This window comes from Methanoculleus sp. UBA208 (assembly GCF_002498065.1).
Lineage (GTDB): Archaea > Halobacteriota > Methanomicrobia > Methanomicrobiales > Methanoculleaceae > Methanoculleus.
The window spans coordinates 23,382-36,206 of the sequence record NZ_DAFZ01000068.1 but is presented as its reverse complement, the minus strand read 5'-3'; the positions used below and the strand labels follow the sequence as shown (position 1 = coordinate 36,206).

At 67.8% G+C, this 12,825-nt stretch carries 14 protein-coding genes; 10 read left to right on the top strand and 4 right to left on the bottom strand.

All coding sequences use genetic code 11. The features are described 5' to 3' along the window. On the top strand, positions 1–1,171 hold a 1,171-nt coding region (locus BRA62_RS07370; RefSeq protein ID WP_349680543.1), incomplete at its 5' end, for an ABC transporter permease. 5 nt (positions 1,172–1,176) lie between these two features. Here BRA62_RS07370 and BRA62_RS07365 read toward each other — a convergent pair. From BRA62_RS07365 to BRA62_RS07350, 4 genes are all read right to left on the bottom strand, one after another. Continuing rightward, a complete protein-coding gene (locus BRA62_RS07365) occupies positions 1,177–1,431 on the bottom strand; it encodes a hypothetical protein (RefSeq protein ID WP_292365924.1) in 255 nt (84 codons plus the stop codon). After that, complete coding sequence (locus BRA62_RS07360) at positions 1,424–2,101, bottom strand: DUF2953 domain-containing protein (RefSeq protein WP_292365923.1); 678 nt, start codon at positions 2,099–2,101, stop codon at positions 1,424–1,426. Before BRA62_RS07360 ends, BRA62_RS07365 begins: the two co-directional genes overlap by 8 nt. 21 nt (positions 2,102–2,122) lie before the next feature. Beyond that, positions 2,123–2,581 (bottom strand): spore germination protein GerW family protein, encoded by a 459-nt coding sequence (locus BRA62_RS07355; protein WP_292365922.1) that lies wholly within the window; start codon positions 2,579–2,581, stop codon positions 2,123–2,125. 170 nt (positions 2,582–2,751) lie between these two features. Continuing rightward, positions 2,752–3,336 (bottom strand): metal-dependent hydrolase, encoded by a 585-nt coding sequence (locus tag BRA62_RS07350; RefSeq protein WP_292365921.1) that lies wholly within the window; start codon positions 3,334–3,336, stop codon positions 2,752–2,754. 167 nt (positions 3,337–3,503) lie between these two features. On the opposite strand from BRA62_RS07350, the gene BRA62_RS07345 reads away from it, so the two are divergent. The 9 genes from BRA62_RS07345 to BRA62_RS07305 are packed head-to-tail and all read left to right on the top strand — an operon-like array spanning position 3,504 to position 12,437. After that, the gene (locus tag BRA62_RS07345; protein ID WP_292365920.1) at positions 3,504–4,862 is read left to right on the top strand and encodes a TrpB-like pyridoxal phosphate-dependent enzyme; all 1,359 of its coding nucleotides are present in this window, start codon (positions 3,504–3,506) and stop codon (positions 4,860–4,862) included. A gap of 10 nt (positions 4,863–4,872) precedes the next feature. After that, a complete protein-coding gene (locus BRA62_RS07340) occupies positions 4,873–6,429 on the top strand; it encodes an anthranilate synthase component I family protein (protein ID WP_331519137.1) in 1,557 nt (518 codons plus the stop codon). Then, on the top strand, positions 6,429–7,007 hold the full coding sequence (locus BRA62_RS07335; RefSeq protein ID WP_292365919.1) for an anthranilate synthase component II: 579 nt from the start codon (positions 6,429–6,431) through the stop codon (positions 7,005–7,007). Before BRA62_RS07340 ends, BRA62_RS07335 begins: the two co-directional genes overlap by 1 nt. Then, positions 7,004–8,017, top strand: a complete 1,014-nt coding sequence (trpD, locus tag BRA62_RS07330; RefSeq protein WP_292365918.1) for an anthranilate phosphoribosyltransferase — start codon at positions 7,004–7,006, stop codon at positions 8,015–8,017. Before BRA62_RS07335 ends, trpD begins: the two co-directional genes overlap by 4 nt. Next, positions 8,014–8,769, top strand: a complete 756-nt coding sequence (locus tag BRA62_RS07325; RefSeq protein ID WP_292365917.1) for an indole-3-glycerol phosphate synthase TrpC — start codon at positions 8,014–8,016, stop codon at positions 8,767–8,769. The genes trpD and BRA62_RS07325 overlap by 4 nt, the downstream gene beginning before the upstream one ends. Further along, positions 8,766–9,335, top strand: coding sequence for a phosphoribosylanthranilate isomerase (locus tag BRA62_RS07320; protein WP_292365916.1), 570 nt, complete (start codon positions 8,766–8,768; stop codon positions 9,333–9,335). The genes BRA62_RS07325 and BRA62_RS07320 overlap by 4 nt, the downstream gene beginning before the upstream one ends. Continuing rightward, positions 9,332–10,504, top strand: coding sequence for a tryptophan synthase subunit beta (gene trpB / locus BRA62_RS07315; RefSeq protein ID WP_292365915.1), 1,173 nt, complete (start codon positions 9,332–9,334; stop codon positions 10,502–10,504). Before BRA62_RS07320 ends, trpB begins: the two co-directional genes overlap by 4 nt. Beyond that, a complete protein-coding gene (gene trpA, locus BRA62_RS07310; protein ID WP_292365914.1) occupies positions 10,501–11,334 on the top strand; it encodes a tryptophan synthase subunit alpha in 834 nt (277 codons plus the stop codon). The genes trpB and trpA overlap by 4 nt, the downstream gene beginning before the upstream one ends. After that, positions 11,334–12,437 (top strand): ATP-NAD kinase family protein, encoded by a 1,104-nt coding sequence (locus tag BRA62_RS07305; RefSeq protein WP_292365913.1) that lies wholly within the window; start codon positions 11,334–11,336, stop codon positions 12,435–12,437. Before trpA ends, BRA62_RS07305 begins: the two co-directional genes overlap by 1 nt. The last annotated feature ends 388 nt before the right edge of the window (positions 12,438–12,825 follow it).

Here is a 12,825-nt window from a genome sequence, read left to right as displayed (position 1 = left end):
GACTCGTCGACGGGAGGGTGGTCGAATGACCTTCTTCGACCTCGCCCGCCGGAACGTCAGCCGCCACTGGCTCCGATCGGTCCTTGCAGTCATCGGGATCGTCATCGGCGTCATCGCGATCGCCTCTCTCGGCATCATGGGCAACAGCATCGGCCTCATGTTCGGCGACATGGTCAGCGACGTCGGCGACACCGTCATCGTCTCCCCGGCGATGGGCGTGGGCGGCGGAAAACTCACCGGACGGCAGGTGGACGACATCACCCGGGCGGTCGGTTCCAACCTGGTCATACCGTTCTCGAGCACCGCCGACAGGATAGCCGTGGGCGATAAGGAGAGCGCCACGATGATCTACGCGATCCCTGCCGGGGATATCCCCTCCCTGCTCGAGGTGGAGTCGGGAGCCTACCCGAGGGATACGGGCGGCGGGTGCCTGATCGGGAGCGAGCTTGCCGCGAACAGCAGGGAGAACGGCCTGAAACTCGGTGCCCGGGTCAGGATCGGCGATGAGGCCCTCCGTGTCGTGGGCGTGCTCGAGGAGCGGGGAATGGGGTTCGACATCAACCCCGACTACGCCATCGTCGTCCCCTACACCTGGTATTCGAGCCACTACGACGAAGATGACTACGACCAGGCAATCGTGAAGGTCAGGGACGTCGATGACATCGACGCGGTCAAGGAGTCGATCGAGCAGAGGATGAACCGCCGGGAGGATGTCGTCACCATCATGGACACCCGGGGGATCCTCGAGAGCGTCTTTGCGGCCACCGGGACGATCACGGTGTTTCTCGCGGGGATCGGCGCGATATCGCTCATCGTCGCCGGCGTCTCGATCTTAAACGTGATGTTGATGTCGGTCACCGAGCGAATCAAGGAGATTGGGGTTCTCCGGAGCATCGGCACCCGGCGAGGCGAGGTGATGCGGATGTTCATCTACGAAGCCTTCCTCCTCGGCCTTGCGGGTGCCGTCATCGGGGGGGTGCTCAGTTTCTGCGCCGGCTACCTGGTGACGGCAGTCTTCGCCGGGAACCCCGATTACCTCTTCGACCCGATGAGCCTTCTCTACATCGTCTTCGGGATGGCGTTCGGCATCATCACGAGCGTGGCCTCCGGCCTCTACCCGGCCTGGAAGGCGGCGCAGTTGAACCCGATCCAGGCGCTGCGCCACGAGTGACGTGGTTACTCCACACACTTCTCTTTTTGGCGCTCGATCTCGTCGCGAAGCGTGCCGACGATATCGGGGGTTTTTTTGGGCGCACCCGGGAGGAGGGCGAGGTACTCGTGCTCCCCTTCGATAATGAGGAGCGCAACCGGTGTCAGGCTGGCCGTGGCGGCTCCACCCATGCAGATCGTGAACGCCCTGACGATGGGGATGATGCACCGGTCGCCGACCCTGCGGGCGCCGCCGACGACGAGGTCGGGCTCTTCAGGCACCCGGAGCACCTCTTCCCGATACCTGGCGGAGCCGCTGCCGCACCTGTTTCTGCAAAAGAGCCCGCACCACCTGGATGAGGATCAGGAGCGGGCGGCGGATCTGCATCTTAAGCGTGAACGTGCCCTCGAAGACCCGGCGGTCGAAGACCGGGGTCATCACAAAATCGATCGCCTCGGCCGGCCGGAGTGCGTAGCGGACGGCGGTGCAGTAGCCGTAGACGACGCCGGTGTCGGCGGGGCTCTCGAGGCCGAGGGTGAAGTCCCCCCGGAGCGTCTCGAGGCAGAGGGATCGGACGAAGGCGGCAAGGATCCTCTGGAGATGGGGCCAGAGGTCGCCGGCGGCATCGAGGTACTCCCCCGCCGAAAGACCCGGTTTTCGCTCCTCTTCCTCCTTCTCCTCTTTTTCCGGTTCCGCGGCCGCCATCTCTCCCAGATCCCTGGTCACGACCCGCCGGCCGGCGAGGAGGATTTCGAGCACCTGCGCCTCGTCGGCAATCCGGATTCTCGCCCCCACGATGCCCCAGGCTACGGTTGCCGTCGCCCGGGCTCTCTCCCGGCTGCAGTCGGCGACCGTCGAGACGGTCACCGGGACCAGGTACAGGGCAAGCAGGAGAGCGAAGAGGATGACGGCGACGATGAGGAGGATGGAGAAGAGAAGGGTCGCAGCCATGGAATGGAGGGGAAGAGAACCTTATGCCTCTCCTTCACCGCCGACCGGGATCTCTGTTCCTTTCGGTGCTCCGGGCATTTTACCTTTGCGCTGCTGCATCATCTCGGAGCCCTTTTCGAGCGCTTTTTCGACGTGGGGGCCTACCGTCTCTCCGATCGTCGAGATCACCTCGGCGATCTCGCTCTTCTTCTTCAGCGACACCACCTGGATGCCCTCGGGGCCGGGGACGCCTTTGGTGATGATGATCAGGGCGACGGCCGATATGCCGCCACCGCCGGCACTCCCGGATCCGGATCCGCCGGCCGGGCCGCCTTCCTTCTTATCTCCGGAGCCTTCACCGCCGCCGAACCCGAGCCCGAATTCGGCGACCGGTATGATAACCCGCTCGCCGGCCTCGATCGGGGCACCGAGGATCGCGCTCGCGCAGAGTGTTCGTGCAAGTTGATCGACGGTTATCTGAAGCATTGATTCGCCAGTCATACCATTCACCACAGGTAATCCACTCTCCGGCTTCGTATATAATGGTTGGGGTTTTCCTGCGGCCGCAGGGCGCCTATCCGGGGGGCCGACGGATACTGCTTACGCCTGCGGGGCGGTCGACCGGCCGGTGAAGGATATTGCTGCCCCGGACTCGGAGGGGGTTGCCGGTTTCACAGCAGGAACCGCCCGCCCACGGCCAGTGCGGCGAGAACGGCGAGGCCGAGCGCCGTGAAGAGCACCCGGCGGGAGGAAGTACCTGTTAACCGGGCGAGGGCGGTCCCGAGTTCCCGCCGGTAGAGGTAGGCGAACAGCCCGGCGATCAGGAAGAGGAGAAGCCACTCGCTCGGCCGGGTGAGTTCCCGCAGGACCGAGTCCCAGAAGTAGTCTTCTGAGTAGCCGTGCCGCGGGAGGGGGCCGAAGAACGGCCAGAACCATTCGACGGGGTGCCGCCACATCCCGTCGAAGAACTGGTGGCTCGCCATGCCCGCGGTCACCGCGGGGAGACCGATCCGGTGCCGGTAGCGGTAGAGAAGGAGGCCGGCGGCGAGGACCAGGAAGAGGACGGTGAGGCCGTGGAAGTATATTCTGCCGTAGTCTACGGTCCCGGCGAGGACGATGTGCCCGATCGGCTTGTCGATCAGGTCGGGGAGCACGGCGCCCAGCGCGGCGAGCGCGATAACCCGCCGGTCGCCTGCGATCGCCGCGATCACGCCTCCTATGAGGATACCGATCATGGCATGGGCGAGGAGGTACATCGCTATCCAGTGGCAGGGCGACCATATACCATTTTTCCCGGAGACGTACCCGGCCCCCTCCAGGTCGGGGAGGGGCAGGGGTGCCGCGGTTGCCCTGTGCGAAGATATTCCACGTTGATCAACGATGGAGCATAATGTATATATGTGTGCAGAGTACACCGTGATGCATGCAGACGAAGATCCTCCTTGACGAGGAGGAGATGCCGAAACGATGGTACAACATCCAGGCAGACCTCCCGACGCCCATGGATCCGCCCCTTCACCCGGCTACCGGGAAACCAGCGGTCCCCGACGACCTCCGCCATCTCTTCCCGATGGAACTGATCATGCAGGAGATGAGCACGGAACGCTACATCGACATCCCCGCAGAAGTCCGCGAAATTCTCACCCTCTGGAGGCCGAGCCCACTCTACCGGGCGAGAAGGCTCGAGGCGGCCTTAAAGACCCCCGCGAAGATCTACTACAAGTGGGAAGGCGTGAGCCCGCCGGGTTCGCACAAGCCCAACACCGCCATCGCCCAGGCCTACTACAACCGCGAGGAAGGGATTGAGCGGCTCGCGACCGAGACCGGGGCGGGACAGTGGGGTTCGTCGCTCGCGTTTGCAACGAGCCTCTTCGACATGGGGTGCACCGTCTACATGGTCAGAACCTCCTACGACCAGAAGCCCTACCGCAAAAGCATGATGCAGGTCTACGGCGCCGAATGCATCCCGAGCCCGTCGGAGCAGACCCGGTCCGGCAAGGCGGTGCTCGCCCGCGACCCCGAGACACCGGGCTCCCTCGGGATCGCCATCTCCGAGGCGGTCGAGGACGCGGCCGCCCACGAGAACACCAACTACGCGCTCGGCTCCGTCCTCAACCACGTCTGCCTTCACCAGACGATCATCGGCCAGGAGGCACAGCAGCAGCTCGCGATGGAGGAGACCTATCCCGACGTGGTGATCGGGTGCGTCGGCGGCGGGAGCAACTTTGCCGGGCTCTCCTTCCCGTTTGCGGGCGATAAAATGACCGGGAAGCATCCTGACACCGATATCATCGCGGTGGAGCCGGCCGCCTGCCCCACCCTGACGAAGGGGCTTTATGCCTACGATTTCGGGGATGTCGCGGGGCTGACGCCGCTCATGCGGATGTTCACCCTCGGCCACGACTTCATCCCGCCGGCGATCCACGCCGGGGGTCTCCGCTACCACGGGATGTCGCCGCTCGTTTCCCGGCTCGCCAGCGACGGGGTCGTCCGGCCGGTCGCCTACTACCAGAACGAGGTTTTCGAGGCCGCGGTGACCTTCGCCCGGACGGAAGGCATCGTCGTCGCGCCCGAGGCCGCCCACGCGGTGAAGGCCGCGGTCGACGAGGCGCTCCGGTGCCGGGAGACCGGCGAGGCAAAGACGATCCTCTTCAACAACTCCGGGCACGGCAACTTCGACTTCTCCTCCTACGAGGCCTACTTTGCAGGACAGCTCGTCGACTACGAATACCCGGCGGAGCTGATCAAAGAGTCGCTCGCCCGGCTGCCGGCGACGGGGTGATGCCGGTGGACTGGACAGCGCTCCAAGAGAGCTGAACACGACCCCGGGATACGAGGAGGCCGTTGCCGCGGCGGACGCGGCCGGCCGGCCTCTCGTCGTCCCGGTATATAGGGAGATCCCGCTCCCCGGGCCTTCACCGGCCGACCTCTACGCCTCTCTCCGCGAAGGACCCGGGTTCCTGCTGGAATCGCTCGAGGGGAGCGAGAAGACCGCCCGCTACTCCTTTATCTGCACCGCCCCGGCCGCGATCGTCGCCGTGGCCGGCGACGGCACGCTGACCGTCTCCGGCGATCAGCGCATCCGGGAGATCGCCGCCGGCATCGAGGCCGCCGACCCCCTCGACGCCGTCCGCTCGTTCATGAACCGGTTTCGGGTTGCCTCCTCGCGGCTCGAGAGGTTTTCCGGCGGGCTTGCCGGCTACTTCTCCTACGATCTCGTCTCTTCTCTCTACCCGATGTCCCGGGTGGAGACGGCGGAGGACCGCGAGGAACCCGTCGCCCGGTTCATGCTGGCACGGGACTGCCTCGCCCTCGACCACCGGAGAGAACGGCTCGCGGTCGTCGAGAACCTGCTCCTTGTCGACGGCGCCGATGCAGAGGAGGAATATTACCGGGGCCGGGCGGCGGTCGACGGGAAGATCGCCCGGATACGCGATCTATCCCCGGCACGCCCGGGTGAACCGGCCCCCTCCGGCGCCCCGGCGTCGTCCTGCACCCTGCAAGAGTTCTCTGGGGCGGTCATGCGGATCAAGGAGCATATCGCGGCGGGAGATATCTTCCAGGCGGTCCTCTCCCGGCGGCTCACCTGCCGCATCGAGGGCGACCCGTTCGGTGTCTACCGGCGGCTGCGGGCGAGAAACCCGAGCCCCTACATGTATTACCTGGACTTCGGCGACTGCCAGGTCGCCGGGAGCAGCCCCGAGATGCTCGTCCGGGTGGAGGACGACCGGGTGACGGCCGTCCCGATCGCCGGCACCCGGCCGCGGGGGCGGACGCCGGCGGAAGACGACCTGCTCGCGGCCGAGCTCCTCGCGGATGAGAAGGAGCGGGCCGAACACATCATGCTCGTCGACCTTGCGAGAAACGACGTCGGGGCGGTCTCCGCCTTCGGGAGCGTCTCGGTGGAGGGATTCATGACCGTCGAGAAGTTCTCACACGTCCAGCACATCGTCTCGACCGTCTCGGGGATGCTCCGGGAGGGATGCGACCGGTTCGACGCCCTCCGGTCCTGTTTCCCCGCGGGAACCGTCTCGGGCGCCCCGAAGGTCCGGGCGATGCAGATCATCGGCGAGACGGAGGGGCTCCGGCGCGGGATCTACGCCGGGGCCGTCGGCTACATCGGCTTTACCGGCACGATGGACCTTGCGATAGCCATCAGGACGGTCATCGTGGAGAACGGCGTCGCCTCCGTCCAGGTGGGGGCGGGGATCGTCGCCGACTCCGACCCCGGCCGGGAATGGATCGAGACCGAGAACAAAGGGCGGGCGATGCTTGCGGCGCTCGGCGCGGAGCCGGCACCTCCAGCGCCGGCCCGGCCGCTCCGGAGGAGCGGCTCGGAGGTGCCGTAATGCGGGTGCTCGTCATCGACAGTTACGACAGTTTCACCTTCAACCTCTGCCAGCAGATCGGGGTGCTCGGGGCGGAACCGGTCGTGGTGAAGAGCAATACGCCGTTTGAGCGGATCCGTTCGATACCCTTCGACCGGATCGTCCTCTCGCCCGGGCCGGGGCATCCCCGGGAGTGCACTCTTTACCGGGAGGTCCTTTCGACGATCAGCCGCACCGTCCCGACGCTCGGGGTCTGCCTCGGTCACCAGGCGATCGGCCTTGCTTTCGGCGCCAGGATAGCCCGGGCGGATCGGCTGATGCACGGGAAGCGGTCGGTGATCCGGCACGACGGTGCGGGGATCTACGCGGGGGTACCCGACCCCCTCGTCGCCACCCGTTACCACTCGCTCGTCATCGACCCGGCATCCGTCCCGGACTGCCTCGCGGTGACCGCCACGAGCGACGACGGGGCGGTCATGGGCGTCCGGCACCGGTCGTTCCCGATCGAGGGGGTGCAGTTCCACCCGGAGAGTATCCTCACTCCCGAGGGGACCCGATTGGTGGCAAACTTCCTCTTCGGCCCGGGAGGTGCGGCATGATTCGCGAGGCGATTGCCCGGGTCTCCTCGGGCACGGACCTCACCCCGGCCGAGGCGGAAGGGGTGATGGAAGAGATCATGCGGGGCGCGGCGACTCCAGCCCAGATCGGCGGATTTCTCACGGCGCTCCGGATGAAGGGGGAGACCGTCGCCGAGATCGGGGCGTTCGCACGTGCCATGCGGGCGGCGGCTGTCCCGGTTTCTCTCCCGGCCCAGGCACGGGTGGATACCTGCGGTACCGGGGGCGACGGTGCGGGGACGTTCAACATCAGCACCGCGGCCGCCTTCGTCGCGGCCGGGGCGGGCGTCCCGGTCGTGAAGCACGGGAACCGGGGGGTCTCGAGCCGGTGCGGCTCGGCCGACGTCCTTGAGGCGCTCGGGGTCTCGGTCGCGATCCCGCCCGACCGGGTGGCGGCCGTCTTTTCGGCGGCCGGGATTGCCTTCCTCTTCGCCCCGGCCTACCACCCGGCGATGCAGTATGCCCGCGTCGCCCGGCAGGAGATCGGGATAAGGACGGTCTTCAACCTCCTCGGTCCCCTCACGAACCCGGCAGGTGCCGGAGCCCACCTCCTCGGCGTCTACGACCCCCGCCTGACCGTTCCGGTCGCCCGGGTGCTCGGGGATCTCGGGGCGGAGCGGGCGATGGTCGTCCACGGTGCGGGGCTCGACGAGATCGCGACCGCCGGCCCGACGACGGTCGCGGAACTCCGGAACGGCGAGGTCATAACGTATACCCTCGACTGCACGGAGTTCGGGATCCCGTGCTCGTCCGTCGCCGCCATTCGGGGCGGCGGGCCCGAGGAGAACGCCCGGACCCTTCTTGCCGTCCTCGCGGGTGAGAACGGTCCCGCCCGGGATATCGTCCTCCTCAACGCCGGGGCGGCGATCTATCTCGGCGGGAAGGCCGGCGGCATCGCCGGCGGCATCGCACGTGCCGAAGTGTCGATCGACTCGGGGGCGGCGCTGGACCGGCTCCGCCGGCTGATCGAGGCGACCGGAGGCTTGGTGTGATCCTCGACGAGATCATAAGGTCGACCGGCGAGCGCCTCCGGCACCTCGATCAACCGGTCTTTGATCCCGATCCCCTGCCCCGCCGGAGCCTCGAAGCGGCGATACGCGCCTCTTCCGGGAGGCACGCGATCATCGCCGAGGTGAAGTACGCCTCCCCGTCGCGGGGGAGGATCCACGACGGCTGCACGCCTGAAGCGATTGCCCGGGAGTTCGTCGCCGCCGGGGCCGCCGCCCTCTCGGTGCTGACCGAACCGACCTACTTTGGGGGGAGCACCGGGTACCTCGTCCGGGTGCGGCGTGCGGTAACGGTCCCGATCCTCAGAAAGGACTTCATCATCGACGAACGCCAGCTCGGGGAGACCCGGGCGCTCGGCGCCGACGCCGTCCTCCTGATCGCCCGGGTGCTCGGAGATCGGCTCCCTGCGTTCGTCGACAAGGCACGCACGCTCGGCCTTGAGCCGCTCGTCGAGATCCACGATAGAAGCGAGATGGAGCGTGCCCTCGGCACCAGTGCGAACCTGATCGGTATCAACAACCGCAACCTTGAGACGATGACGATCGATCTCTCGACGACCGTCCGCCTGGCAAGAGCGGCCCGCGAGGCGGGGCGGCTCGTGGTCTCGGAGAGCGGCATCACGTGGCCTTACGACGTCCGGAGCCTCTCGCGGCACTGCGACGCGTTCCTGATCGGGTCCGCCCTGATGTCGGCCCGCGACCGGAGCAAACGATTGGGGGGGTTCGTATTCGCGTGAAGATCTGCGGGATGACGAGCGTTCGTGACGCACTCCTCGCCGTGGCGGCCGGTGCCGACGCGATCGGCGTGGTGCTCGCGAGCCCCTCCCCGCGTTCGGTGAGCCCTGAGGTGGCGCGGGAGATATTTGCGGCGGTTCCCCCGTTCGTGACCAGAGTCGCCGTCACGTCGACCGACCGGCCCGAAGACCTCGCGGCGATCCTCTTCTCGCGGCCGGACGCGGTGCAGGTGGGGGGCAGCCTTGTCCTTCCCCGGGACGCAGAAGTGCGGGTCATCCGGATGCTCTCGCCCGGCGACGCTCTCCGGGACGACTGCGACGCGGTGATCGTCGACGGCAGCCACGGCACCGGGCGGACGTTCGACCCCGGATACGCCCGGGAGTGCGTGGCCTCCTCACCGGTGCCGGTCATCCTCGCGGGAGGGCTCGCCCCCGGCAACGTGGCAGAGGCGATACGGATGGTGCGGCCCTACGCCGTCGACGTCGCTTCAGGCGTCGAGGCGGCGCCGGGGGTCAAGGACGAGCGCCTCGTGCGGGCGTTCGTGAAGGTATGCAGGATATATCCATGAAAGCAGGACGATACGGAGTATACGGCGGGCAGTACGTGCCCGAGACCCTGATGAGCGCGCTGATCGAACTCGAGGAGACCTACGAGCGGGTCCGGGAGGACCCGGAGTTCTCCCGCAGGCTCTCCTGGTACCTCCACGAGTATGCCGGGCGGGAGACGCCGCTCACCTACTGTTCGAACCTCTCCCGCGACCTCGGCTGCCGCGTCTACCTGAAACGGGAAGATCTCCTCCACGGCGGTGCGCACAAACTGAACAACACCCTCGGCCAGGCGCTCATGGCGAAGTTCATGGGCAAGCGCCGGCTCATCGCCGAGACCGGTGCCGGGCAGCACGGCGTCGCGACGGCGATCGCGGGCGCGGCCCTCGGTCTGCCCGTCGAGGTCTACATGGGCGAGGTGGATACCCGGCGCCAGGCGTTGAACGCCTTCCGGATGGAGCTTCTCGGGGCCCGGGTCGTCCCGGTCGCTTCCGGGACGCGGACCTTGAAGGACGCCATCAACGCGGCGATGCGCGACTGGGTGGCGAACCTTGGGGAGACCCACTACCTGCTCGGCTCCTGCGTCGGCCCGCACCCCTTCCCCCGGATCGTCCGCGATTTCCAGTCGGTCATCGGCGAGGAGGCGCGGCGGCAGGTGCTCGAGCGGGAAGGAAGACTTCCCGATACCATCGTCGCCTGCGTCGGCGGGGGTTCGAACGCGATCGGCATCTTCTACCCGTTCGTGAACGACGACGTCGCGCTGGTCGGCGTGGAGGCGGGAGGCGAGGGGCTTGAGTCCGGCCGTCACGGGGCTTCGCTCTCGCGGGGCTCGGTCGGGGTCTTCCAGGGGGCGCTCTCCTACCTCCTCCAGGACGGCGACGGCCAGGCGCTCGAGACGCATTCCGTCGCCGCGGGCCTCGACCACCCCTCCGTCGGGCCGGAGCACGCCATGCTGAAGGACTCCGGGCGGGTCCGCTACGAGGCGGTCACCGACGCCGAAGCACTTGCGGCCTTCCGCTGCCTCTCCCGGACCGAGGGGATCATCCCGGCGCTCGAGTCCGCCCACGCGGTCGCCTACGCCCTCCGGGCGGCGGACGACCTCGACCGGGACGGCATTCTCGTCGTCAACCTCTCGGGGAGGGGCGACAAAGACGTCGCGGACGTCGCGAGCCTTCACGGGGGCACGGCATGAGCCGGATCGACGACCTCTTTGCCCGGAAGAACCCGGTCTTCATCGGCTTTACCGTCGCCGGAGACCCCGGTATCGAGGCTTCGCTCCGGGTGGCGACGACGATGATCGATGCGGGCGTCGACCTCCTCGAGATCGCGATCCCCTACTCCGACCCGGTGGCGGACGGCCCTGTGATCGAGCGGGCGCACGTCCGCGCCCTCGGGGCGGGAACCACGCCGGACGACGCCTTCGCCCTCGTCCGGGAGGTCAGGGGGCATGCACCGGCGCTGCCCCTCGTCCTCTTCACCTACTACAACATCATCCACCGCCGGGGAGCCGACCGGTTCTTCGCGGAAGCCGCCGCCGCCGGTGCGGACGGCGTCCTCATCGTCGACCTTCCGAGCGAGGAATCGGGCGAGGTCGCGCCGTACGCCGCCCGACACGGCATCGACCGGATCCTCCTCATCGCCCCGACGACGTCGCCGGAGCGGCAGCACGCGATCCTCCGGGAGGCCTCCGGGTTCGTCTACCTCATCTCGCTCGAGGGGGTCACCGGCGAGCGCGACCGGCTCCCCCCCAACCTCACCGGGCTGGTCGGCGCGGTGCGGGAGAAGACTGACCTCCCGCTCGCCGTCGGGTTCGGGGTCTCGCGCCCGGAGCATGTGGCTGCGGTCGCAGCCGCCGGTGCGAACGGCGTCATCGTGGGGAGCGCGCTCGTCCGGCTGATCGAGGAGCACTCGAGCGATGAGACCGCGATGCACGAAGCGCTCGCGACGGCGATCACCGCGTTGCGGCGCGGGCTCGTCCCCGACCCCGAACCTGATATACCCCGGCGGGCAAGAATAGAGTGATGAGACTGACCGTCGGGTTTTTGCTCAACCCGGTCGCCGGGATGGGCGGCGCCGTGGGGCTGAAGGGGACGGACGGAGCGGTCGCTGAGGCGATCCGCCGGGGGGCGGTCCCACGCTCGGCCGATCGTGCGGTGCAGGCCCTCTCCCTCCTCCGGGGCGACGATATCGAGTGGTGCACCTGTGCCGTGCCGATGGGGGAGAACGTCCTCGCGATGGCGGGGATCGACCGTTTCGCCGTCCTCTACCGCCCCTGCAACCCGACTGCTGCCGCCGACACGAAGGCCGCGTGCCGGGCGTTCCTTGATGCCGGGGTGGACCTGATCGTCTTCTGCGGCGGGGACGGGACGGCCCGGGACGTCTTCGACGCTGTGGGGCGATCGATCCCGGTCCTCGGCATCCCCGCCGGGGTGAAGATGTACTCGGCGGTCTTCGCGGTCAATCCCCCGGCGGCGGCCGACCTCATCCGCCGGGCGGGAGAGGTCCCCTGCCGGGACTCCGAGGTGATGGATGTCGACGAGGAGGCCTACCGCTCGGGCCGGCTCGCCGCCCGGCTCTATGGCTACGCCCGCGTCCCCTACATCGCGGAACGGACTCAAGGAGGGAAGCAGGTCTTCGAGCAGCAGGACGAGGAGCGGGCGAAGGACGATATCGCCGGGTTCATCGGCGAGATCATGCTGCCGGAGACGCTCTACATCGTCGGCGCCGGGAGCACGACGGCACGAATCCTGGAGCGGCTCGGGCTTGCCCCGACGCTGCTCGGGGTCGACGCCGTCTGGAACGGGGAGGTCGTCGCCCGCGACGCCGACGAGCGGACGCTGCTCGCCCTCCTCGACGAATACCCGCGGGCGAAGATCGTCGTCAGCCCCATCGGTGCCCAGGGGTTCGTCCTCGGCCGGGGAAACCAGCAGATCAGCCCGGGCGTCCTCCGGAAGGCCGGGCTACGGAACCTGGTCGTGGTCGCCACGCCGGGAAAGCTCGCCGCAACACCCCTCCTCTACGTCGACTCCGGGGATCCGGTGCTCGACCGGGAGGTCGGGGACTCGTTGCAGGTCATCTCCGGCTACCGGATTGCGCAGCGAAAGCGTGTCGTCCACCCCGATTGACGCCGGCTCGCTTCTCTTCTGGACGGAGTACTGCTCGGCAAGCTTGCGGAGATCCCGCACTTTGGCGTTCGCCGCCTCGATGATGGAGAGAACCTCCAGGTAGCGGCTGTCCGCGAAAGCGCCTTCCCTCTTGAGGCTGACGAGCTGCTCGCGGTAGCGCTCGTTGATGGCGCGCTGGAGTTCGACGTCCCGGGCGCGGAGTTCCGCGACGGTCGTATCCAGGATCTTCGGGAAGAGGAGCCCGAGCCCGACGATGTTCTCGTCCAGGATCCGGTAGACGCTTTCCGTCTTCTTCACCAGGCCGGCGGGAGCGCCGTTCCCGTTTTGGGACATCCTGCGGAAGAAATCCCCGAGGTCGGCTCCGAGGTCGCCGAGCCGCTCGATCTCG

Bases quoted from the DNA above. Each gene is read 5' to 3' on its own strand.
- trpD (WP_292365918.1), top strand. From the start codon at position 7,004: ATGATTCGCGAGGCGATTGCCCGGGTCTCCTCGGGCACGGACCTCACC.
- BRA62_RS07360 (WP_292365923.1), bottom strand. From the start codon at position 2,101: ATGGCTGCGACCCTTCTCTTCTCCATCCTCCTCATCGTCGCCGTCATC.
- BRA62_RS07350 (WP_292365921.1), bottom strand. From the start codon at position 3,336: ATGTACCTCCTCGCCCATGCCATGATCGGTATCCTCATAGGAGGCGTG.
- BRA62_RS07355 (WP_292365922.1), bottom strand. From the start codon at position 2,581: ATGACTGGCGAATCAATGCTTCAGATAACCGTCGATCAACTTGCACGA.
- BRA62_RS07345 (WP_292365920.1), top strand. From the start codon at position 3,504: ATGCAGACGAAGATCCTCCTTGACGAGGAGGAGATGCCGAAACGATGG.
- BRA62_RS07335 (WP_292365919.1), top strand. From the start codon at position 6,429: ATGCGGGTGCTCGTCATCGACAGTTACGACAGTTTCACCTTCAACCTC.
- BRA62_RS07305 (WP_292365913.1), top strand. From the start codon at position 11,334: ATGAGACTGACCGTCGGGTTTTTGCTCAACCCGGTCGCCGGGATGGGC.
- trpB (WP_292365915.1), top strand. From the start codon at position 9,332: ATGAAAGCAGGACGATACGGAGTATACGGCGGGCAGTACGTGCCCGAG.
- trpA (WP_292365914.1), top strand. From the start codon at position 10,501: ATGAGCCGGATCGACGACCTCTTTGCCCGGAAGAACCCGGTCTTCATC.